Annotated in this window: 22 protein-coding genes; 18 read left to right on the top strand and 4 right to left on the bottom strand. The window is 65.6% G+C overall.

All coding sequences use genetic code 11. The features are described 5' to 3' along the window. Positions 1-18: 18 nt before the first annotated feature. Together AiwAL_RS05015 and AiwAL_RS05010 are read left to right on the top strand one after the other, a co-directional pair. Positions 19-795: an ATP-binding cassette domain-containing protein gene (locus AiwAL_RS05015; RefSeq protein ID WP_235702485.1), complete on the top strand. Its 777-nt coding sequence runs from the start codon at positions 19-21 to the stop codon at positions 793-795. Further along, positions 792-1,994, top strand: coding sequence for a sugar ABC transporter permease (locus tag AiwAL_RS05010; RefSeq protein WP_262312213.1), 1,203 nt, complete (start codon positions 792-794; stop codon positions 1,992-1,994). The genes AiwAL_RS05015 and AiwAL_RS05010 overlap by 4 nt, the downstream gene beginning before the upstream one ends. 4 nt (positions 1,995-1,998) lie before the next feature. Here AiwAL_RS05010 and AiwAL_RS05005 read toward each other — a convergent pair whose 3' ends face one another. Then, on the bottom strand, positions 1,999-2,610 hold the full coding sequence (locus AiwAL_RS05005; RefSeq protein WP_235702487.1) for a metalloregulator ArsR/SmtB family transcription factor: 612 nt from the start codon (positions 2,608-2,610) through the stop codon (positions 1,999-2,001). Between the two features lie 163 nt (positions 2,611-2,773). Here AiwAL_RS05005 and AiwAL_RS05000 point away from each other — a divergent pair, with 163 nt between their 5' ends. The 6 genes from AiwAL_RS05000 (at position 2,774) to AiwAL_RS04975 (ending at position 9,450) form a co-directional block, all read left to right on the top strand. Then, complete coding sequence (locus AiwAL_RS05000) at positions 2,774-5,089, top strand: xanthine dehydrogenase family protein molybdopterin-binding subunit (protein ID WP_262312240.1); 2,316 nt, start codon at positions 2,774-2,776, stop codon at positions 5,087-5,089. Further along, positions 5,086-5,508, top strand: a complete 423-nt coding sequence (locus AiwAL_RS04995) for a DUF1489 family protein (RefSeq protein WP_235702488.1) — start codon at positions 5,086-5,088, stop codon at positions 5,506-5,508. Before AiwAL_RS05000 ends, AiwAL_RS04995 begins: the two co-directional genes overlap by 4 nt. Continuing rightward, a complete protein-coding gene (locus AiwAL_RS04990) occupies positions 5,505-6,335 on the top strand; it encodes a S49 family peptidase (protein WP_235702489.1) in 831 nt (276 codons plus the stop codon). Before AiwAL_RS04995 ends, AiwAL_RS04990 begins: the two co-directional genes overlap by 4 nt. 264 nt (positions 6,336-6,599) lie before the next feature. Then, positions 6,600-7,082, top strand: coding sequence for an N-acetyltransferase (locus AiwAL_RS04985; protein ID WP_262312212.1), 483 nt, complete (start codon positions 6,600-6,602; stop codon positions 7,080-7,082). Between the two features lie 90 nt (positions 7,083-7,172). Further along, on the top strand, positions 7,173-8,717 hold the full coding sequence (locus AiwAL_RS04980) for a protease pro-enzyme activation domain-containing protein (RefSeq protein ID WP_262312211.1): 1,545 nt from the start codon (positions 7,173-7,175) through the stop codon (positions 8,715-8,717). 247 nt (positions 8,718-8,964) lie between these two features. Next, positions 8,965-9,450 carry a hypothetical protein gene (locus AiwAL_RS04975; protein WP_262312210.1) on the top strand — a complete coding sequence of 162 codons (486 nt, stop codon included), beginning with the start codon at positions 8,965-8,967 and terminating at the stop codon, positions 9,448-9,450. Between the two features lie 188 nt (positions 9,451-9,638). On the opposite strand, the gene AiwAL_RS04970 is transcribed toward AiwAL_RS04975, so the two are convergent. Further along, positions 9,639-10,025, bottom strand: coding sequence for a DUF2784 domain-containing protein (locus AiwAL_RS04970; RefSeq protein ID WP_235702493.1), 387 nt, complete (start codon positions 10,023-10,025; stop codon positions 9,639-9,641). A gap of 26 nt (positions 10,026-10,051) precedes the next feature. On the opposite strand from AiwAL_RS04970, the gene AiwAL_RS04965 reads away from it, so the two are divergent. Beyond that, positions 10,052-11,224: an NAD(P)/FAD-dependent oxidoreductase gene (locus AiwAL_RS04965; protein WP_235702494.1), complete on the top strand. Its 1,173-nt coding sequence runs from the start codon at positions 10,052-10,054 to the stop codon at positions 11,222-11,224. Positions 11,225-11,243: 19 nt separating this feature from the next. Then, positions 11,244-11,564: a hypothetical protein gene (locus tag AiwAL_RS04960; RefSeq protein ID WP_235702495.1), complete on the top strand. Its 321-nt coding sequence runs from the start codon at positions 11,244-11,246 to the stop codon at positions 11,562-11,564. A gap of 344 nt (positions 11,565-11,908) precedes the next feature. Here AiwAL_RS04960 and AiwAL_RS04955 read toward each other — a convergent pair whose 3' ends face one another. After that, on the bottom strand, positions 11,909-12,445 hold the full coding sequence (locus tag AiwAL_RS04955; protein ID WP_262312209.1) for a hypothetical protein: 537 nt from the start codon (positions 12,443-12,445) through the stop codon (positions 11,909-11,911). 94 nt (positions 12,446-12,539) lie between these two features. Between AiwAL_RS04955 and AiwAL_RS04950 the strand changes: the two genes are divergently transcribed. After that, entirely contained in the window at positions 12,540-12,689 is a 150-nt protein-coding gene (locus AiwAL_RS04950; RefSeq protein WP_235702497.1) for a hypothetical protein, read from the top strand. Here the strand turns inward: AiwAL_RS04950 and AiwAL_RS20310 are convergent. Continuing rightward, a complete protein-coding gene (locus AiwAL_RS20310; RefSeq protein WP_316044764.1) occupies positions 12,679-15,081 on the bottom strand; it encodes an EAL domain-containing protein in 2,403 nt (800 codons plus the stop codon). The genes AiwAL_RS04950 and AiwAL_RS20310 overlap by 11 nt on opposite strands. Positions 15,082-15,299: 218 nt before the next feature. Between AiwAL_RS20310 and ffh the strand changes: the two genes are divergently transcribed. The 7 genes from ffh (at position 15,300) to leuD (ending at position 20,993) form a co-directional block, all read left to right on the top strand. After that, the gene (gene ffh, locus AiwAL_RS04930; RefSeq protein ID WP_235702498.1) at positions 15,300-16,673 is read left to right on the top strand and encodes a signal recognition particle protein; all 1,374 of its coding nucleotides are present in this window, start codon (positions 15,300-15,302) and stop codon (positions 16,671-16,673) included. 65 nt (positions 16,674-16,738) lie between these two features. After that, on the top strand, positions 16,739-17,083 hold the full coding sequence (gene rpsP, locus AiwAL_RS04925) for a 30S ribosomal protein S16 (protein WP_235702499.1): 345 nt from the start codon (positions 16,739-16,741) through the stop codon (positions 17,081-17,083). 23 nt (positions 17,084-17,106) lie between these two features. Continuing rightward, positions 17,107-17,631, top strand: a complete 525-nt coding sequence (gene rimM / locus AiwAL_RS04920) for a ribosome maturation factor RimM (protein WP_235702500.1) — start codon at positions 17,107-17,109, stop codon at positions 17,629-17,631. Continuing rightward, complete coding sequence (trmD, locus tag AiwAL_RS04915; RefSeq protein ID WP_235702501.1) at positions 17,628-18,329, top strand: tRNA (guanosine(37)-N1)-methyltransferase TrmD; 702 nt, start codon at positions 17,628-17,630, stop codon at positions 18,327-18,329. Before rimM ends, trmD begins: the two co-directional genes overlap by 4 nt. Positions 18,330-18,354: 25 nt before the next feature. Then, positions 18,355-18,735 (top strand): 50S ribosomal protein L19, encoded by a 381-nt coding sequence (gene rplS, locus AiwAL_RS04910; RefSeq protein ID WP_235702502.1) that lies wholly within the window; start codon positions 18,355-18,357, stop codon positions 18,733-18,735. A gap of 231 nt (positions 18,736-18,966) precedes the next feature. After that, positions 18,967-20,373, top strand: a complete 1,407-nt coding sequence (gene leuC, locus AiwAL_RS04905; protein ID WP_235702503.1) for a 3-isopropylmalate dehydratase large subunit — start codon at positions 18,967-18,969, stop codon at positions 20,371-20,373. Next, a complete protein-coding gene (leuD, locus tag AiwAL_RS04900; RefSeq protein WP_235702504.1) occupies positions 20,373-20,993 on the top strand; it encodes a 3-isopropylmalate dehydratase small subunit in 621 nt (206 codons plus the stop codon). The genes leuC and leuD overlap by 1 nt, the downstream gene beginning before the upstream one ends. Positions 20,994-20,998 lie beyond the last annotated feature (5 nt).

Below are 20,998 nucleotides of genomic sequence, written 5' to 3'. Positions count from 1 at the left end.
GGTTTCGGGAGGGATATCATGAGTGGCAGTGCCGCAACGCCGTTGCTGACCGTGCGCGGCCTGAAAAAGCGCTTCGGCGCGGTCACCGCCCTGCGCAATGTCGGGTTTTCGGTCGAGCGCGGCGAGGTGACCGCCCTGCTCGGCGATAACGGCGCGGGCAAGTCCACCACCATCAAGGCGATCGCCGGGGTCGCGCCGATCGACGAGGGCGAAATCCTGCTCGAAGGCCGGCCGGTCACGATCCGCCACCCCTCCGAGGCCAATGCGCTGGGGATTCAGACCGTCTATCAGGATCTCGCCCTCTGCGACAATCTCGGCATCTGCGCGAACCTGTATCTCGGCCGCGAACTGATCGCCAAGCCCACGCCGCTCGGCCCGCGCGTGCTGCGCGATGTCGAAATGGAGGCCGAGGCCCGCCGCGTGCTGAAAACCCTGCGCATCAACCTGCCGGCGCTCGATACCCCGGTCGCCTCGCTGTCCGGCGGACAGCGCCAGGCAGTGGCGATCGCCCGCGCGGTGCTGTGGAATTCCAAGCTGGTCATCATGGACGAACCGACCGCGGCTTTGGGCGTCGCCCAGACCGCCGAGGTGCTGCGCCTGGTGCGCGACCTCGCCGGCCAGGGCTACGGGGTCATCCTGATCACCCATAACATGCAGAACGTGTTCCAGGTCGCCGACAATATCGCGGTGCTGCGCCTCGGCGAGACCGTGCTGGAGGCGCGCAAGGCCAATCTCACGCCCGATCAGGTGGTGGGCGCGATCACCGGAACCCTGGCGATAGGAGCGGCGGCATGACCACGACCACCCAACCGGCCGTGCCGGTGCAATCGCCGTTCAAACGCTGGCTGTCCGGTGTCGCCAACGCGTCCGATCTCGGCATGCTGCCGGTGATCGCGGCGCTGATCGTCATCTGGATCGTGTTCGAGGTGCTGAACGCGAATTTCCTTACCCCGCGCAACCTGTCGAACCTCGCGGCACAGATCGTCGTTACCGGCACGCTGGCGCTCGCCGAAATCTACATCATCCTGCTTGGCATGATCGATCTGTCGATCGGCTGGAACTCCGTACTCGCCGCCTCGATCTTCTCGCTGAGCACGGTGTTTTTCCATCTGCCGGTCCTGGCCGGGCTGGTGCTCGGCATCGTTTTCGCCACGGTGGTCGGTTTTCTCCAGGGCATGCTGGTCTCGCGGGTCGGGGTGCCGAGTTTCGTGGTGACCCTGGGCGGCGCGATGGTCGCCGAGGGCATCACCCTCGGCATCCTCACCCCGCATGGCGGCTCGGTGCCGCTCTCGGATTCGCTGACCACCGCGATCGGCACGCTCAACCTCGCCCCGCTCTGGAGCTGGGTGCTCAGCATCGTCCTGTTCGGCGCCTATGCCGCCGTCACCCTGAACCAGATCCGGCAGCGCACCGCCGGCGGCCATGAGGGCGGTTATGCGGCGGTGATGCGCCTGATCGGCGTCGGCGTTCTGCTGTTCGGTGCCGTGTTCATGCTGAACGCCTATCGCGGCGTGCCGTTCCTGCTGCTGATTTTCCTGATCGCGCTGTTCGCCTCCGCCTTCGTGACGAAATCGACCCAGTTCGGCCGGCATCTCTACGCGGTGGGCGGCAATGCCGAGGCGGCGCGCCGCGCCGGCATCTCGGTGCGCGGCATTCAGCTCGCTGCCTTCATCATCGCCGGGTTCCTGGTCGGCCTCGCCGGCTATCTCGACGCCGCGCGCCTCGGCGTGGCCTCCGCCTCGGTCGGCAACGGCGATATCATGCTGAACGCGGTGGCGGCGGCGGTGATCGGCGGCACCTCGCTGTTCGGCGGGCGCGGCAGCGTCTACGGCGCGCTGTTCGGCGCGCTGGTGATCGAGAGCGTGAGCAACGGGATGAACCTGCTGGGGGCTGCATCGTCGGTGCGGTTCATCGTCGAAGGCGGCATCCTGCTCGCCGCGATCACGGTGGATACCGTGCTGCGGCTGAAACGCCTGCGCACCGGCCGGGCCTGATCGCTCATCGTTTCGTCGGGCGCAGCCTTGCGGGCACCTTGGGCTGCATCAGCCAGTCCGCGTCGGGGCGCACCCACCAGTAGGCGCCTTTGCGGCCCATCATGCGGTGCGACAGGAACAGGCTCTTGAGCTGGGCGATGTCGGGATAGAATTGCTTGAGGTCGTAATCCAGATCGGGCTCGCGAATCCGGCGCCGCTTGTCGATCCGGCTGATGATGTAGCCCAGCACCGCCCGGCGCTTGCGTGCCGATTGCGGAATCTCGGTGATGCTGGTGTCCGGCCGCAGATAGGGTGCGGCGATCGTGCAATCCGCCTCGCGCGACATGACCGGGTGCGCCAGCGACGCCGTGCCGTCGCGGGTCAGCAGAATATCGCCGATCTCGGTCAGGTTTTCCTGGATCAGTGCATACCAATGCGTCGTCCCGGCGAGGCGAAGCCGGACCAGCCCCGCCTTGCGCAGGGTGCTCAGATGATGCGATGCTGTCGGCGGCTTGATGCCGGCCAGGGCGGCGAGATCCTGCACCTTCTGTTCGCCCTGGGCGAGATGACCGAGAATCGTCAGCCGCTTCCGGTCGGCCAGGGCCTTGAGGGCGTTCACCAGTTCGAAATAGAGCATCGATCCCCGCCGAATTATGACGATATTTAATTTTACTAACTCATAATTAGATCGCCTCCGCCGGGGTGGGCAAGCAAAACGGCACCTGTCTCTTGTATTTTCCCGACCGCGCCATATCCTTCGGCAGGGTTCCCGATGCAAAAATAAAATGGGGTTGTCGATCATGGTAAAATTCGGAATTGCGCAGCCGGTCAAGCGGGTCGAGGATTCGCGGCTGCTCAAGGGCGCGGGCCGCTATACCGACGACGTGCCGGCCAACGGCGCGCTGCGCCTGCATGTTGTGCGCTCGCCCCATGCCGCGGCGGTCATCGCCGGGATCGACGTCAGTGCGGCGAGGGCGATGCCGGGCGTGGTCGCGGTGATCACCGCCGCCGATCTCGCCGCCGAGGGGATCGGGGCGATTCCCTGCGTCATCCCGCTGGCCAATCAGGACGGCTCGCCGCGGGCGAACGCGGACTGGCCGGTGCTGGCGCGGGGCGTGGTGCGCCATGTCGGCGAGCCGGTCGCCTTCGTCGTCGCCGAGACCATCCAGGCCGCGCGCGACGCCGCCGAGGCGGTGGAGGTGACCTATGAGACGAAGCCGTCAGTCACCGAACTGTCCCGCGCGATGGATGGGGATGTGCCCCTGGTGTGGGACGACGTGCCGCGCAACCTTGTGTTCGACTGGGCGGTGGGCGATGCCCAAGCGGCCGATGCGCTGTTCAAGCAGGCCGCGCACGTGACGAGGCTCCGCGTGGTGAACAACCGGATCGTGGTCAATTCGATGGAGCCGCGCGCCGCCCGCGCCGAATACGATGCCGCGACCGGCCGCTGGACCCTGACCTCCGGCACCCAGAGCGTCTGGATGCTCAAGGACATCCTCAGCCAGGCGGTCTTCAAGGTCGCTCCCGACAAATTCCGGGTGATCACACCCGATGTCGGCGGCGGATTCGGCATGAAATTCTTCGTCTATCCCGAGCACGTCATGGTCTGTTATGCCGCGCGCAAATTCGGCCGGGCGGTGAAATGGATCGCCGATCGCGGCGAGGCGTTCCTGTCCGACACCCATGGCCGCGACCACGTGACCGAGGGCGAATTGGCACTCGACGCGGCAGGGAAATTTCTTGCCCTGCGGGTGCGCGACATCGCCAATATGGGCGCCTATCTGTCGAATTTCGCGCCGCTCGTCCCCACCGTCGCCGGTACCAAGGTGCTCGCCAGCGTCTACGGCTTCAAGGCGGTCCATGCCCAGGTCTCCGGCGTGCTGACCCATACCGTGCCGGTCGACGCCTATCGCGGCGCCGGGCGGCCGGAGAGCAATTACCTGGTCGAACGGCTGATCGATGCGGCGGCGCGCGAGATCGGCGCGGACCGGGCGGAACTGCGCCGGCGCAATTTCGTCCCGTCGAGCGCGATGCCGTATCGCTCGGCGCTGAACGAGATTTACGATTCGGGCGATTTTCATAAAGTGCTGGACCGGGCGCTCGACGTGATGGACTGGAAGGGTTTCCCGGCGCGGCGCGCCCGCTCGGCGGCGGAGCAAAAACGGCGCGGCATCGGCATGGCCTATTACCTGGAGGCGACCGGCGGAGCGCCGGAGGAACGGGCCGAAATCCGCTTCACCCGCGACGGTTTCGTCGATGTGTTCGTCGGCACCCAATCGACCGGGCAGGGGCACGAGACCGCCTATGTCCAGTTGGTCGGCGACCGGCTGGGCATCGACGCGGAACGCATCCGCGTCCGCCAGGGCGATTCCGATGCGATTCCGAGCGGCGGTGGCACCGGCGGCGCGCGCAGCCTGTATTCCGAGGGCCAGGCGATCGCGCTGACCACCGCGAGCATCATCGAAAAGGGCAGAAAGGCGGCGGCCGACATGCTGGAGGCGGCGGTGACCGACATCGTGTTCGAAGCCGGCGCGTTCAAGATCGTCGGCACCGACCGGCAGGTCGATATCATTTCGCTCGCCGGAACCCTGCATGACGCGGACGGCAACGCGCTGGATACGGCGGAGATCGCGGCCATCGAGAAACATACCTTCCCGAATGGCTGTCATATCGCCGAGGTCGAGGTCGACCCCGAAACCGGGGTGGTTTCGGTGCTGCGCTATCTGGTGTGCGACGATGTGGGGACCATCGTGAACCCGATGATCGTGCGCGGCCAGGTGCATGGCGGCGTGGCGCAGGGGCTCGGCCAGGCGCTGCTGGAAAACACCGCCTATGACCCGGAAAGCGGCCAGCTCATGTCCGGCAGCCTGATGGACTACGCCCTGCCGCGCGCCGACGATGTGCCGGATATCGAGGTCGAGTTCGTCGAAATTCCCTGCGCGTCCAACCCGCTCGGCGTGAAGGGCGCGGGCGAGGCCGGCGCGGTGGGTTCGCCGCCGGCCCTGATCAACGCGGTGATCGACGCGCTGGCCGAGGACGGGGTGCGCGGCATCGACATGCCGGCGACGCCGGAGCGTATCTGGCAGGCGATTTCCAGTGTAAGACAGGCGGCGTGATTCACTTGGTCAAGCTCGCGGTGGGGGTGAAGGATGTCGGCCATCTGGCCGAGATCCAGCGCCGCCGCGCGCAAGCCGAGCCGCCGCTGCGCCACCGGACCCGCTCGATGCCGAAACGCGCGGATGAGCTGCGGAATGGCGGCTCGATCTATTGGGTGGTCGGAGGGCTCGTTATCGTGCGGCAGCGCGTGCTGGACGTGACCCTCGATGCATGGGACGATGGCTCGCCTTGCGCCGGGCTGGTGCTCGACCCCGCGCTGGTGCGGGTCGCGGCGCGGCCGATGCGGCCGTTTCAGGGCTGGCGCTATCTGGCACCGGAGGATGCGCCGATGGATATCACGCGGGACGCGGCGACAATCGAAGACAAGCTGCCGCCCGAATTGCGGCGCGATCTGCGCGCGCTGGCGTTGCTGCCATGACCGATTTTGCCGAATTGCGGGCAAAATTGCCGAAAAAACTGCCCTGGACGCCGGTGACAGTGCCGGTGGTGCGGATGACCGGCGTGATCGCGCCACGCGAGGCGGCGGTCAATCTCGACCGTTTCTCCGGCGCGCTGACGCGTGGGTTCAGCACGGCGAAAGCGGGCGAGAAACTGCTGATCCTGGCGATCGAAAGCCCCGGCGGATCGCCGGTGCAGTCGGATCTGATCGGCCGGTTCATCCGCCGCAAGGCGGGTGAGACCGGGGTGCGGGTGGTCGCGGTGATCGGCGATGTCGGGGCGTCGGGCGGCTACTGGATCGCCTGCGCGGCGGACGAGATTCTCGCCAATCCGATGAGCATCGTCGGCTCGATCGGGGTGATCGGCGGCGGGTTCGGCGTGCCGGAACTGATCGGCCGCCTGGGCATCGAGCGGCGCATCGTGACGGCGGGTTCCAACAAAATGCGCAACGACCCGTTCGCGCCGGCGCGGCCCGAGGACGAGCAATTCACGCGCGCATTGCTCGACGATATCCATGCCGGGTTCAAGGCGTGGGTGCGCGAGCGGCGCGGTGCGGCGATCGACGGGCATGAGGACGCGATTTTCGATGGCTCCTACATGCTGGGCGAGCGGGCGAAATCGCTTGGCCTGATCGACGGGTTCGGCGATGTGCGGAGCGTGATCGCCGAGCGGTTCGGCGCCAAGGCAAGACCCGATTTCATCGGGCCGAAGAAGCGGTTCAGCCTGCTGCGCCTGCTCGGGCGCGGTGCGGGGGCGGAGATTCTGAACGCGATCGAGGCCGAGGCGATGAAGGCGCGGCTGCGTTAGGTCGGCTTTAAGAGTGACCGGTGAAGCAAGCTTCTGCCTACGCCCAATGTCATTGCGAGAAGCGAAGCGCCGAAGCAATCCAGAAATTCTTGAGCATTTTTCCGAAAATGTGGATTGCTTCCGCCGGCGCTTCGCTTGGCATCGCAATGACGGCGTTGGGGTGTGGATCGCTTCGCCGGCTTCGGCCTCCTCGCGATGACGGGGTTTGTATCGCGTGGCGGGCCGGTCTTGCCCAATCGCGTCGGATCGGGCGATGATGCGGTCATGACAGAGAACGGAACAACTGAAGACTCGCCGATGCTCGTCGCCGATCCGGTGCGGCCCGAGGAAACCGGGCTTTTGCTCGATATGGCGCGGACGTTTCATAGCGAGGACGGGCATCCGATGGATGCGGCGGCCGAAGCGGCGACGCGGGCGAGCGTGACCGGCGAGGGTCATGCGGCGCTCGCGCCGACCTGGCTGCTGCGCCATGAGGGCAGGGTGGTCGGTTATTTCGTGCTCTCGCTCGGCTACAGCCCGGAGCATGGCGGGCTCGATGCCTTCATCGACGATATTTTTCTGGTTCCAGACATTCGGGGTCGCGGCTTGGGCCGCGCGGCGCTCGATTGCGCGGTCGAGTCGGCGCGCGCGCGGGGCGCGCGGGTGCTGATGCTGGAGGTCGAGAAACACAACGACCGCGCCTATCGGCTCTATGCAAGCGAAGGCTTCGTCGATACCGGGCGGCGACTAATGTACCGTCATTTATAGAAACATTAAAGCGAGGTCACGGGACGGTTTGCGCTTGCCGATCCGGCGCGTCCTCCGCCATGGTGCGGGGTGAATAACCAGGAGATGACGATGGCCGATCCACGCTATGTTCCGTTTCCCGACAGCCACCACGAGGCGCCGCGCAATGCGCGCCGCATCGGCAGGCTCGACGATGGCGAGCGCGTGGAGGCAAGCGTCTATGTGAAGCCACGGCCGGCAACGGCGGGGCTAGACTCGCATGAGGCGGTGCTGGAAGATCGCGCGCGGCGTCACGCGCCGGATATCGATAGGATCAGGCATTTCGCGGCGGATCATGAATTTGACGTGATCGAGGCGGATGCGCGGCGCCGGCTGGTGCGGCTTTCCGGCACGGCGGGGGCGATGCGCGCGGCGTTCGGCGCCGAACTGCACTGGTTCGAGGGCGGGGGCGCGCGGTTCCGCGGCTATACCGGGGCGCTGCAGCTGCGCGCGGATATCGCCGATATCGTGGAATCGGTGCTCGGGCTGGATACCAGGCCGGTGGCAAAGCCGCGCCTGCGGATAATGCTGCCGGCGCAGGCGGGGGCTGCCTATCTGCCCAATCAGGTCGGCGGGTTCTACGGGATTCCGACCACGCCGACCGGTGCGGGCGAGTGCATCGCGATCATCGAACTGGGCGGCGGGTATCACCAGAGCGACATCACCGCCGCGTTCGGCGCGATGGGGCTGACGCCGCCAACCGTGGTCGCGGTGAGCGTGGACGGCGCGACCAATGCGCCCAGCACGGCGAATTCGGCGGATGGCGAGGTCGGGCTGGACATTCAGGTGGCGGGCGGCATCGCGCCGGGGGCGAAGCTCGCGGTGTATTTCACGCCCAACAGCGATGCCGGGTTCGCCGATGCGATCACCCGGGCCGCGACCGATGCGCTCAACAAGCCGTCGGTGATGTCGATCAGTTGGGGCGGCCCGGAATCGGGGTATTCCACGCAGGGCCGCACCACGCTGAACACCGCGTTGCAGGACGCGGCGAATGCCGGGGTGACGGTGACGGTCGCATCGGGCGACAATCTGGCGACCGACGGGGTTTCGGACGGCGCGGTGCATGTCGATTTTCCGGCGGCGAGCCCCTATGTGGTCGGCTGCGGTGGCACCAGCATCACCGTGTTGGGCGGCGCGATCACCGCCGAGACGGTATGGAACAGCGGTGCGAACGGCACCGGTGGCGGGATTTCCACCGTGTTCCCGGTGCCGTCGTTCCAGTCCGGGGTGAAACTGCCGGCGAATGTCAGTACCGGCGGCACCGGGCGCGGGGTGCCGGATGTCGCGGCCGATGCCGATCCGGCGACCGGGTTTCAGGTAATTGTCGATGGGCAGAATTTCGCCGCCGGCGGCACCAGCGCGGTCGCACCGCTCTGGGCCGGGTTTTTCGCCCTGGTCAATGCGGCGCGCGGATCGCGGCTGGGGTTCGTGAACCCGGCGCTCTATGCGAACGCGGCGGGGTTCCGGGAAATCACCACCGGCAATAACAAGCCGGCGGGATCGAACCTGGGTTACAGCGCGGGGCCGGGCTGGAATGCCTGCGCCGGGCTGGGCGCGATGCTCGGCGCGAAATTGTTTGCCGCGCTGAAGGCGGCGAAGGGCTCGCCGGTGGCGTGACGCTCCGCGCGATGACATGACCCGTCATGGATCGGCGTCATTGATTTGGATGGAGACGGGCATGCCGTGCAGCAGACCGAGCGGCGCGGCGGCGGCTTCGATATCGTCGGCGTGTTTGGACATGCTTCCCAGAAAAACGCAGTGCTCGTTGACAATTATCGGCGCGTGCGCTCTTTGATTATAACGTTTTCTCTCCATTGGCTGAGCAGATGGACTCAACTCGTCCACAACCCGCTTGAGAACAAAAATGGACGACCCGCTTCTAACGCTCAAAACGCTCTCGAACAACACTCACTATATTCGCGATTTTTATTATCGGATGATTCTGGGGTTTACTATTCTTTTAGATATTTATATTGTTGGTCTCCAGATTGTTGACGTTTCTGTTTTTATTGATTTTTCACCACTGAAAAAAATTCCAATTTATATTACAAATTTAATTATTTTTACTGTAATTCCAGTAACGTTCTACACAGCAAAGTATCTGTCAATAAGAAAAACTCGATATTATTTGATGTATAACATTTCTATATACGCAATTTTTGCCATTTCATTTATGGCATGCTATGTACATGCTATTGGTAATATTTTGGAAACCTTGCCTGTCGGCCCATTTCGTCTAGCATTCACTTATCAATATTTCTTTGGCGTGCTGTGCTGCAGCATAAATGCGATGTATGCTTTTTCAAAGAAATATATTTATTTTCTTCCTAACTCTATGCGTAATAAATGATAATTTCTGTGCGTCGGATTCAACCGCCGTAGGCTACGCTCAGTGATTTGGTGGCCTGATTGTCGGTCCAAGAACCTGACCGAAAAAGATAGTTGAGTGATTTCAGTAGGTTGTGTTTCTGTCTGCTTTCCACAACGGACGGAAGCACGATGCCCTGGAAATCACTCGGCGGGCGGATTGCCGGCAGGTCAAGGGCGGGAGGAGAAACGCCGGCCGAACGGGACGAGGATCGAGAGGGCGGCGACGTAGAGAAACACCGTGACATAGAGCGCGGTGAAGACCCAGAGCGGAAAATTCCAGTAGATCAGGCGATCGACAAAATGCACGATCAGCGGCGGCGGCGATGCACTTCGGCCGGTCAGTTCGCTCTGCCAGAGGGTGAGGATGCAGGCGCGGCCGGCGAGCGCCTGGCCGGCGACGATCGCCATCAGGGCGAGGTGCAGCAGGCGGAGCCAGGCGATGCGGACGATGCGCCAGCCGAGCCACGCACCGAGCGGGATGACGACGAGGAAAGCGACGTTGAACGCGATGACGACGAGGTGGAGTGCCAGGACCGCTTCGGCGAGAGCAATCATGGCGGGACAGTAGGACGGGGGTTCGGTTGCGGCAATTCGACGTGGTGGTTCTGGGCGCGGGTGCGGCGGGGTTGATGTGCGCCATTGTGGCGGGGCGGCGCGGCCGGCGCGTGCTGGTGCTCGATCATGCCGATGAGCCGGGCAGAAAAATTTTGATTTCCGGTGGCGGGCGCTGCAATTTCACCAATATCCATACCGCGCCGGAGCGGTTCTTTTCGGCCAATCCGCATTTCTGCAAATCCGCCCTGTCGCGCTACACGCCACGGGATTTTCTGGATCTGGTCGAGAAGCACGGCATCGCGTGGCACGAAAAGACGCTGGGGCAATTGTTCTGCGACGGTTCGGCGCGGGCGATCGTGGCGATGCTTCTGGCGGAATGCGAGGCGGCGGGCGTAAAAATCCAGTTGGGCTGCCGCATCGCGGAGGTGACGCGGACCGAGCGGTTCCGGGTCGAGACCGATACGGGAGCGATCGCGGCAGAGTCTGTGGTGCTGGCGACGGGAGGCTTGTCGATCCCGAAACTGGGGGCGACCGGGCTGGCACATGATATCGCCGTGCGGTTCGGGTTACGGCTGATCGGGATCAGGCCAGGGCTGGTGCCGCTGAGCTTCGCGGCCGCCGATCTCGCGCGCACCCAGAAGCTGGCGGGTGTGTCGCTGCCGGTGGACGTGCGGTGCGGAGCGAAAAAATTTCGCGAAGCGATGCTGTTCACCCATCGGGGGATTTCCGGGCCGGCGATTTTGCAAATTTCGTCGGTGTGGCGGGACGGGGTGCCGATCATGCTCGATCTGCTGCCGGATGAAGCCGCCGGGTTTCTGCAGGCGCGGAAACGCGCGCGGCCAGGCGTTTCAGCGCGTACGGTGCTGGCGGAGGTGCTGCCGCAACGGATGGCGGACGTGTTTCTGCCGGACGAGTTGTCAGCGGGCCGGATCGGCGCACAACCGGACCGGGCGCTGATGGCATTGGGATCGGCGTTGAAGTCGTGGCAGGTTACCCCCGCCGGCAGCGAAGGCTATGCGAAGGCCGAAGTGACGCTGGGCGGGGTCGATACGGCTTGCCTGTCCTCCCGGACCATGGAGGCGCGCAGCGCAAAAGGGCTGTTCGTGATCGGCGAGGCGGTGGATGTGACCGGCTGGCTCGGCGGATATAATTTTCAATGGGCCTGGGCGAGCGGCTGGTGCGCCGGGTGCGTGGCCTGAACCGGAAGGGAACAGAAAAATGGATCGCGACGAGCTTACGAGATGGGCGCTGGCCAATGGCTGGCAGATGATCGGCGGGCACCCGAGCCTGACCAAGCCATCCGCGCCGAAAGAGGCGATCGTGCGGATGGTGTTCAAGGCGACCCTGGTGAATGTGGAGGCGAAGAAGCCGGCGGGCAAGTGGGAAAAGGTGTCCGGCGCGCCCTACGGGCAGATCGCGCCCGATGAGGAGAGCGGATTGCCGCGCGGCCTGGGGTTCACCAGCCTGCAAGGGTTTCGGATGCTGATGGAGGATAACAAGGACCGCGCCGTGTTCGCCAAATTCACCGGGAAGGCGTGAGCGCTAGCCCTCGACCGTCGCATTACCTCCCCTGCCAAACGCATCTTCGGGTATCGCGGCTGCAAACAATTGCAGCCCTTCTGAAATGATCAAGTCGGTTCGAAATTCTTATCGACCGTCAGTTGTCCGCGATTTATCGGACGGCGATCGGAAGCGGTCAATTGCTGGATCAAGGTCGAGAGGGACCGCGGTCCGCCACCATGCGCCGTGGCAATCGCACTCGAAGCCAAACGCGCAATGGGCGTTATCGTTCTCAATTCGGGGAGCGTGCGCCCTTCGACGGCTCCGAACAGGAGCGGGTCGAGTTTCCATGCCCGGCGTCCGGGGTCAGGCCGTCGGCATGGTTAGATGCCCTCCCCCAACGGTTTGTCGAACGCCTTGGCGGCGATGGTGGTTTCTTCACCCAGTGCGTTTCGCGTCGCGATGACGTGTTCGATGAAGATGTGACCATCCACCCGCTTCGTCCAATGGCCCTTGCCGGTCAGCAAATAGCCGACATGCGGCCGGTCGGGCCCGTTGACGTCGATGCCCGGAGGAATGTCATCGAGGTCGATCATCAACTGCCAGTTGGTCGCGTGGGTGCCGTGGCCGCCGATCGTCCGCATTTTCCATTCGACCGGGACCCGCCCGCTGAGCGGTGTCATGCGCTCAATGCCGGTCGGCGATATGGGGGCCGTCTTGGTGGCGAAGAACTGGCCGCCGAAATCCTTTCGTTTAAGGTCGAGCTGGCCGCTGGAGTAGGTTTTCACCTTGGCAAAGATGATTTCGAGCGCCTGGTCGAACAATTCGGGCCAATGCTTGACGACGGCATGGGGGGTCCGAAGCGGATTGTTCTGGATATCGGCGTCACAATCCTCCAGGGTGTAGGTTCCGCCGCGCACCTTTGGCATCGTGTCTTGCCTCCCTCGCGAAGCAGCGCGGTGTTCTTCGGTTCGTCCCGCCCGGTCGGGCGAGGCTGCCGATCCGGCGCTTCACATGCAGACTAACGCAGTTGCGCGCTGCCTGAAAGTGCTTTCTATTCCCGGTTGCCGGGCCGATACCAGCGGGTTGGCGCGCATGGATGGCTTCGCGTTGCTCGCTATGACGATCGAGGCGCGGGACGCTGGGGTGATCGTCAGGCGGTGATATTGGCGGTCCAGCGGTCGAGCCAGGATTGGGCGGGTTCGGGCCGGCCGAACAGATAGCCCTGCATCGCATCGCAGTCGCGCATGCGCAGGAAACTTGCCTGCGCCTCGGTCTCGACCCCTTCGGCGACCACCGAGAGGCCGAGATGGCGGGTCATCGCCAGGATCGCCTCGGCGAGGGTCGCGTCCCGCGCGCCGTCGGGCAGATGGCGGATGAAGCCGCGATCGATCTTGATCTCGGCGATCGGCAGGGATTGCAGATAGCCGAGGCTGGAATAGCCGGTGCCGAAATCGTCGATCGAGAACCGCACGCCAAGGGACGCGAGCGCGCGCATTTTCGCGGCGGCCTCGTCGATCCGGTCGATCAGCAGGCTTTCGGTGATTTCGATCAGCAGATCGTGCGGGTCGACGCCGGTTTCGGCGAGAATGCGCTCGACATCGGGCACGAAAGCGGGATCGCGGAACTGGCGCGGGCTGACATTGATCGCGATGCGCAGCCGCCGCCCCTGCCGCGCCTGGGCGGCGATGATGCGGCAGACCGCGCGCAGCATCCATCGGCCCATGGCGAGCACCACGCCGGTCTGCTCGGCGATCGGGATGAACTCGCCCGGCAGGACGATGGTGCCGTCGGCACGGCGCAGGCGGATCAGCGCCTCGGCGCCGGTGACGTCGTTCGCCCGTCCGACCTGGGGTTGCAGCCAGACCTCGAAACGGTCATGATCGAGCGCCTCGCGCAGCGCCTGTTCGATCGCGTGGCGATGGGCGACGCGATCCTGCATCGCCGGTTCGAAGAACGCGACGCTGACCGAATCCGACGCCTTGGCCTGATACATCGCGATATCGGCCTGGCGCAGGATATCGTCGATGCCGGAAGCGTCCTGCGGGAACAGCGCGATGCCGATGCTCGCGGTCACGTAGCATTCATGGGTCACGGCGTGGATCGGCGGGGCGAGGGCGGCGCGCAGTTTCTCGGCGAGTTCATGGGCGATTTCCGCCGCGCGGTCCGCCGTGTCGGCAAGCCGGGCGAGCAGGACGACGAATTCGTCGCCGCCGAGGCGCGCGACGATATCCGAGGCGCGCAGCGCGGCTTGCAGCCGGCGGCCGACCTGGTCGAGCACGATGTCGCCGATCGAATGGCCGTGCAGGTCGTTGATCGCCTTGAAACCGTCGAGGTCGATGAACAGCAGGGCGCCGGCCAGGCCGGAGTCCCGCGCCGTCGCGATTTCGGTTTGCAGGCGCAGCCGCAGCGCGGCGCGGTTCGGCAGGCCGGTCAGCGGATCGAAATAGGCGAGGCGTTGGATATCCTCGTCGGCCTGGTGCTTTTCCGTGATGTCGACCCAGGCGCCGACGATGCGCGCCGTGCGCCCGTCTGCATCGCGGATCGCGGTCAGCTCGTCGCGCACCCAGCGATAGACGCCGTCGCGGCGCCTGAACCGATAGCGGTGAACGATGGTGTCCTGGGTCAGCAGGCGACGGCTTTCGGCAAGGGCGGCGGGCCGGTCGGCGGGGTGGACGTTGTCGGTCCACCAATCGGCGCCGAGCGCCGCGTCCGGCCTGTAGCCGAACAGGCGCTCGATATTGGCGCTGATCTCGGCGAACTTGAACGATGCCGGATCGGCCTCGCCGTTCGGGCTTTCCATCGCGTAGATGACGGTGGAACTCGCTTCGAGCAGGCGGGCGAGCCGCTGTTCGCTGGAATGCTGGGCGGCGCGGGCGGAATCGCGCGCGGCGCGGTCGCGCAGGGTGCGGATGCCGTAGGCGAGATCGGCGGCGAGCTCGGCCAGCAGCCGGATCTCCTCGGCGTCGAAGCCGCGGTACGGGGCACCGCCGGCGGGTTTCCGGCCGGTCGCGTACAGGGTGAGGGCGCCGAACGCGGCGCCTGCCTCGCCGCGCAAGGGGAGCGCGATGCAGGCGGTGTAGCCGGCGCGCCTTGCAGTATCGCGCCAGGGCTCCATGCGGGGATCGTGTTCGAGATCGTCGATCGTGACGACACGGCCTTCGCGCACGGCGGTTCCGGTCGGGCCCCTGCCATGGGGATTGTCCGCCCAGGAGAGCGGCAGGGATTCCAGCCGGTCGAGCCCGATGCCGGCTTTCGCCACCGGCCGCAAAGCCGCCTCGGCACCGGATTCCGCCATGCCGACCCAGGCCGCGCTGTAGCGGCCGACATCGACGGCGAGGCGGCAGATCGCGGCGGTCAGCTCCGCTTCGCTTGCGGCGCGGGCCAGGGCCTGGTTGCAGCCGATCAGGGTCTGCAGGGCCCGGTTGGTCCGGTCGAGCAGCGCGTTCGACCGGGCCAGCGCATCCTCCACGGGACCGGCCGGGTCCTCATGCCGCCGAATCGCCTCGCTCCCGAGCGGCTCGATCAATGAATTTTCGCTGCCGTCACCCACCACTTCACCCAATCACGACGCTCCGTGCGACGTTCGGCCAATCCTATGAAGGGAGACGGTTAATAGATAACTAAGACTGAAAGTAAAAAAATTTAGACATATCAAGGCTGTGGGGGCGAGGCTTGACCGGGGAGGCGGGTTGGGGCAGATCTCCGCCCTCTCGATCCGCCGCGCTGCGAGTTTCGCACCGCGGCGCGTTTTGCGTTTGAGGAGCCATAGCGATGTTCGACGCCCTTTCGGGCAAACTGGGCGATGTGTTCGACCGGCTGCGCCGGCGCGGCGCGCTGTCCGAGACCGACGTGATCGAAGCGATGCGCGATATTCGTCTCGCGCTGCTCGAAGCCGACGTCGCTCTGCCCGTGGTGCGCGATTTCATCGCGAAGGTGCGGCTGCAGGCGGTGGGCGCCGAGGTCCTGAAATCGGTCTCGCCCGGCCAGCAGGTCGTCAAGATCGTCAACGACGCGCTGATCGAGGCGCTGGGCGGCGCTGGCGCGGTGCCGCTGAATTTGAACGCGGCATCGCCGATCCCGTTCCTGATGGTGGGCTTGCAGGGCTCGGGCAAGACCACGACTTCCGGCAAGATCGCCCTGTTCCTCAAGGACAAGCAGCGCAAGAAGGTGCTGCTGGCGAGCCTGGATACCCAACGGCCGGCGGCGCAGTTGCAACTGGCGCAGTTGGCGGAACGTGCCGGGGTGGCGTCGTTACCGATTATCGCCGATGAGGGGCCGGTGCAGATTGCCCGTCGCGCGATGGATACCGGGCGGCGCGAAGTTTTCGATGTCGTGATCCTGGACACCGCCGGACGGTTGGCGATCGATGAAGCGCTGATGGACGAGGTCAAGGCGATCCGCGCCGCGACCGAGCCGGCGGAGACGCTGCTGGTCGTCGATGCGATGACCGGGCAGGACGCGGTGGCGACCGCGAGCGCGTTCAACGAGGCGGTGAGCGTCACCGGCATCGTGATGACGCGGCTCGACGGCGATGCGCGCGGCGGTGCGGCGCTGTCGATGCGGGCGGTGACCGGCGCGCCGATCAAGCTGATGGGCATGGGCGAGAAGCTCGATGCGCTGGAGCCGTTCCACCCCGAGCGGATCGCCGGGCGCATTCTGGGCATGGGCGATATCGTTTCGCTCGTCGAGCGGGCTTCGGAGAATGTTGACCAGGAGAAGGCGGAAAAGCTCGCGGCCAGGATGGCGCGCGGAAAATTCGACCTGGAAGACTACGCTGAACAGCTCAAGCAGATCACCAAGATGGGCTCGCTGTCCGGGATTCTCGGCATGTTGCCGGGGGTGGGCAAGATCAAGCAGCAGCTCGCCGATGCCGATCTCGATACCTCGATATTGAAGCGGCAGGCGGCGATTATTTCCTCGATGACCCGCGCCGAGCGGCGCAATCCCGACCTGATGAAGGCGAGCCGCAAGAAGCGCGTCGCCGCCGGGTCGGGGACTTCGGTGCAGGAGGTCAACCGGCTGCTCAAGCAGTTCGACCAGATGAAGGATATGATGAAACGCGCGCAGAAGCTCGGCCAGAAGGGTTTGGCGCGGGGTGGACTGGCCGCGCTGATGCCGCAAGGCGGCGGACGCCGCCCGTTTTGACGCAAGGATGCGGCGGACGCCGGCCGTTCTGAGTTTTTGTTGTTTCAGTAAGGAGACTAAAGCAGATGTCGCTAAAGATCAGACTTGCCCGCGCCGGTGCGAAAAAGCGGCCATTCTACCACATCGTGGTGGCCGATAGCCGCAGCCCGCGCGACGGCAAGTTCATCGAGAAGCTCGGCAGCTACAACCCGATGCTGCCGGCCGAGCACGAGGACCGGGTGCGGCTGCAGAACGAGCGCATCACCCATTGGCTGAGCCAGGGCGCGCAGGCGACCGACCGGGTCGCGCGGTTCCTCGGCCGGGCCGGGCTGGCGCCGATGCCGGCGATTCCGCCGCAGCCGATCCAGTCCGCGCCGAAGAAGAAGGCCCAGGAACGTGCCGCCGAGCGCGCCAAGGCGGCCTCGGCGTAACGGACCAGGGTACACACCCTAACGTGAGCGACCGGCTGATCCTGATGGGGATGATCGGCAAGCCGCATGGGGTGCGGGGGGCGGTGCATGTGCACGCCTATACCGAAGACCCGCGCGCGCTGGCCGAGCTGAAGCTGCGGGATCAGCGCGGGCGAATCATGGCGCTGGACTGGACCGGCGACGGGATCGCGCGGGTCACGCTGCATGAAGCGGATGGCGCCCATGTGGTCGCCGATCGGGATGCGGCGGCGCTTCTGGCCAATACGCGGTTGTTTGTCGAACGGAGCCAGTTGCCGCCGGCGGACGAGGACGAATTCTACCTCGTCGATCTGATCGGGCTGGCCGCGATCGGGGAAGACGGCGCGACGCTCGGCACGATCGCCGCCGTGCACGATTACGGCGCGGGAGCGAGTATCGAACTCGACGACGGGCGGCTGATTCCGTTCACCAGGGCCTCGGTGCCGGCGATCGACCTCGACGCGAAGCGGGCGACCGTGGTGCCGCCCGCGGAAATCGAGGCCGAGCTTGAAAGCAAGGCGGGGCCATGAGCTTTCGCGCCACCGTGCTGACCCTGTTTCCCGAGATGTTTCCGGGGCCGCTCGGCCATTCGCTGGCGGGGCGGGCGCTGGAGTCCGGCATCTGGACGCTCGATTGCGTGAATATCCGCAATTTCGGTCTCGGCCGGCATCGCGCGGTGGACGACACGCCGTTCGGCGGCGGCGCCGGCATGGTGATGCGGCCCGACGTGATCGACGCCGCGATCGCCTCGGTGCGCGACGAGCGCCAGCTGATCGCCCTCACCCCGCGCGGCGCGCCGCTGACCCAGGCGCGGGTGCGCGACCTCGCCGCCGGGGGTGGCGCGATCCTGCTCTGCGGCCGCTACGAAGGCTTCGATCAGCGCGTGCTCGACGCCAACGGCGCCGAGGAAATCAGCGTTGGCGACTACGTGCTCTCGGGCGGGGAAATCGCTGCCCTCGCCCTGCTCGACGCCGCCATCCGCCTGCTTCCCGGCGTGATGGGTGCGGCGGACAGCGCCGCCGAGGAAAGCTTCGCCGAACCATTGCTCGAATATCCGCACTTCACCCGCCCCGCCGAATGGCGCGGCCGCGCCGTGCCGGAAACTTTGCTGTCCGGCCACCATCAGGCGGTCGCCGACTGGCGCCGCGCCGAAGCCGAAACCATCACCCGCGCCCGCAGACCTGACCTTTGGGCACGATACATTGCCAGCCAGCCGGCTCGGCCGTAAATGAACACCGCGAAAGGATATCCCGATGAACGTGATCCAGACAATCGACGCCGAACAGATCGGCAAACTGACCGAAAGCCGCGCCGTGCCGGAATTCCAGCCGGGCGACAACCTGCGCGTCTCCGTCCGGGTCAAGGAAGGCGAACGCACCCGCATCCAGGCGTTCGAAGGCGTGTGCATCGCCCGCTCCAACCGGGGCATCAACTCCAACTTCACCGTGCGGAAAATCTCCTACGGCGAAGGCGTGGAACGCGTATTCCCGCTCTATTCCCCGAACGTCACCGAAATCGCGGTGACCCGCCGGGGCGACGTGCGCCGGGCGAAACTCTATTACCTGCGCGGCCGCCGCGGCAAATCGGCGCGCATCGCCGAAGCGGCCCGCGAGACCCCGGCCGCCGGCGTTTGAGTCCAAGGGTAAGATCAGGGGGCTTTGCCCCCTGAAACCCCCACCAGGAACTGAGTTCCTGGACCTCCCTCATTGGGCTCTGGCAGGCGGGGGCAGTGCTATCGATGTGGCATGTCAGCCCCCGCCTGCCAGAGCCCCAACTAGCGGGGTCCGGGGCCTAAGGCCCCGGCGGAGTCCAGAGGCGGAGCCTCTGGCCTACCCTTTTGGTCCAAACGCCGAAGGAGTGGTCGCATGGCCGAAGCGCGGACGATGTTCGACAAGATCTGGGCGGCGCATGTCGTCGACCGGATGCCGGACGGGACGTGTATTCTCTATATCGACCGGCATCTCGTGCATGAGGTGACGAGCCCGCAGGCGTTCGAGGGGCTGCGTGCGGCGGGGCGGGGCGTGCGGCGGGCCGATGCGACGATCGCGGTTGCCGATCATAACGTACCGACCGAGAACCGGGCGGCGGGGATCGCCGAGCCGGAATCCGCGCTGCAGGTGGCGACACTGGAACGCAATGTGCGTGAGTTCGGGGTGCCGTATATTCCGGTGACCGACGCGCGGCAGGGGATCGTGCATATCATCGGGCCGGAGCAGGGGATTTCGCTGCCGGGGATGACGATCGTGTGCGGCGATTCGCATACCTCGACGCATGGGGCGGTGGGAGCCCTGGCGTTCGGGATCGGCACGTCCGAGGTCGAGCATGTGCTGGCGACGCAGACTTTGCTGCAGAAACCGGCCAAGAACATGCTGGTGCGGGTGGATGGGGTTTTGCCGGCGGGGTGTTCGGCGAAGGACATCATTCTCGCGGTGATCGGCAAGATCGGCACGGCGGGCGGCACTGGCCATGTGATCGAGTATGCCGGCGGGGCGATCGAGGCACTCGACATGGCCGGACGGATGACCGTGTGCAACATGTCGATCGAGGCGGGCGCGCGGGCCGGGCTGATCGCGCCGGACGAGGTGACGTTCGACTATGTGCGCGGGCGACCTTTCGCGCCGAAGGGCGCGGCGCTGGAGCGGGCGACCGAGCATTGGCGGAGCTTGGTTTCCGACGCGGGCGCGCATTACGATCGGGTGGTGACGCTCGACGCGAGTGCCTTGGTGCCGCAGGTGACCTGGGGCACCAGCCCGGAGACGGTGGTGCCGATCACCGGGCACGTGCCGGACCCTGCCGCGGAGCCGGATGCGGGCAAGCGGGCGCAGATGGAGCGGATGCTTCAATATATGGATTTGCGGCCCGGCCAGGCGCTGGCGGGAACGAAAATCGACGCGGTGTTCATCGGCTCCTGCACCAATGCGCGGATCGAGGATTTACGGGTCGCGGCAGGGGTGGTGCGCGGCAGGCGGGTTGCGGATCATGTGCGGGCGATGGTGGTGCCGGGCTCGGGGCTGGTGAAGGCGCAGGCCGAGGCCGAGGGGTTGGCGAAGGTTTTCACCGATGCCGGGTTTGATTGGCGCGAGGCCGGGTGTTCGATGTGTCTGGGGATGAATCCGGACAAGCTGAAGCCGGGCGAGCGTTGTGCCAGCACGAGCAACCGCAATTTCGAGGGACGGCAGGGGCCGGGCGGGCGGACGCATCTGGTTTCGCCGGCGATGGCGGCGGCGGCGGCGATCGCGGGGGCGCTGACCGATGTGCGGGAGATGGCGTGATGGAGGCGTTCGGCAGGCTTGAGGCGGTTGCGGCACCGTTGCGGATGGCGAATGTCGACACCGACAAGATCATTCCGGCGCGGTTTCTGAAGACGATCAAGCGCAGCGGGCTCGGGGTTCATGCCTTCGCCGGGCTGCGCTATCGCGAGGACGGCAGCGAAAACCCGGATTTCGTGTTGAACAAGGACAAATACCGGCGGGCGAAGATCCTGGTCGCCGGTGAGAATTTCGGGTGCGGCTCGTCGCGCGAGCACGCGCCCTGGGCGCTGCTGGATTTCGGGATACGCTGCGTGATCGCGCCGAGTTTCGCGGATATTTTCTTCAATAACTGCTTCAAGAACGGGATTCTGCCGATCGTGCTGCCCGAGGCGGAGTGCGCGGCACTGATGGATGATGCGGACTCGGGGCCGAATGCGCGGATCATTGTCGATCTGGCGGCGCAGACCGTGTCCCGGCCGGATGGCGAGGCGTTTTCGTTCGAGATCGACCCGTTCCGCAAGCGGTGCCTGCTGGAGGGGCTGGACGATATCGGGCTGACCCTGGAGAAGGCCGGTTCGATCGATGCCTATGAGGCGGATCATGTCGGTGCGCCGTGGCTGCCCTCCATCGAGCAGGTTTGACATCG

It is taken from the genome of Acidiphilium sp. AL (genome assembly GCF_025499445.1).
Classification (GTDB): domain Bacteria; phylum Pseudomonadota; class Alphaproteobacteria; order Acetobacterales; family Acetobacteraceae; genus Acidiphilium; species Acidiphilium iwatense.
This window is presented reverse-complemented; position numbering and strand designations above follow the sequence as displayed.

What these genes read in the sequence shown, in the direction of transcription:
- AiwAL_RS05015 (WP_235702485.1), top strand. Translation starts at nt 19, where the DNA reads ATGAGTGGCAGTGCCGCAACGCCGTTGCTGACCGTGCGCGGCCTGAAA.
- AiwAL_RS05010 (WP_262312213.1), top strand. Translation starts at nt 792, where the DNA reads ATGACCACGACCACCCAACCGGCCGTGCCGGTGCAATCGCCGTTCAAA.
- AiwAL_RS05005 (WP_235702487.1), bottom strand. Translation starts at nt 2,610, where the DNA reads ATGCTCTATTTCGAACTGGTGAACGCCCTCAAGGCCCTGGCCGACCGG.
- AiwAL_RS05000 (WP_262312240.1), top strand. Translation starts at nt 2,774, where the DNA reads ATGGTAAAATTCGGAATTGCGCAGCCGGTCAAGCGGGTCGAGGATTCG.
- AiwAL_RS04990 (WP_235702489.1), top strand. Translation starts at nt 5,505, where the DNA reads ATGACCGATTTTGCCGAATTGCGGGCAAAATTGCCGAAAAAACTGCCC.
- AiwAL_RS04985 (WP_262312212.1), top strand. Translation starts at nt 6,600, where the DNA reads ATGACAGAGAACGGAACAACTGAAGACTCGCCGATGCTCGTCGCCGAT.
- AiwAL_RS04980 (WP_262312211.1), top strand. Translation starts at nt 7,173, where the DNA reads ATGGCCGATCCACGCTATGTTCCGTTTCCCGACAGCCACCACGAGGCG.
- AiwAL_RS04975 (WP_262312210.1), top strand. Translation starts at nt 8,965, where the DNA reads ATGGACGACCCGCTTCTAACGCTCAAAACGCTCTCGAACAACACTCAC.
- AiwAL_RS04970 (WP_235702493.1), bottom strand. Translation starts at nt 10,025, where the DNA reads ATGATTGCTCTCGCCGAAGCGGTCCTGGCACTCCACCTCGTCGTCATC.
- AiwAL_RS04960 (WP_235702495.1), top strand. Translation starts at nt 11,244, where the DNA reads ATGGATCGCGACGAGCTTACGAGATGGGCGCTGGCCAATGGCTGGCAG.
- AiwAL_RS04950 (WP_235702497.1), top strand. Translation starts at nt 12,540, where the DNA reads ATGCAGACTAACGCAGTTGCGCGCTGCCTGAAAGTGCTTTCTATTCCC.
- ffh (WP_235702498.1), top strand. Translation starts at nt 15,300, where the DNA reads ATGTTCGACGCCCTTTCGGGCAAACTGGGCGATGTGTTCGACCGGCTG.
- rpsP (WP_235702499.1), top strand. Translation starts at nt 16,739, where the DNA reads ATGTCGCTAAAGATCAGACTTGCCCGCGCCGGTGCGAAAAAGCGGCCA.
- trmD (WP_235702501.1), top strand. Translation starts at nt 17,628, where the DNA reads ATGAGCTTTCGCGCCACCGTGCTGACCCTGTTTCCCGAGATGTTTCCG.
- rplS (WP_235702502.1), top strand. Translation starts at nt 18,355, where the DNA reads ATGAACGTGATCCAGACAATCGACGCCGAACAGATCGGCAAACTGACC.
- leuC (WP_235702503.1), top strand. Translation starts at nt 18,967, where the DNA reads ATGGCCGAAGCGCGGACGATGTTCGACAAGATCTGGGCGGCGCATGTC.
- leuD (WP_235702504.1), top strand. Translation starts at nt 20,373, where the DNA reads ATGGAGGCGTTCGGCAGGCTTGAGGCGGTTGCGGCACCGTTGCGGATG.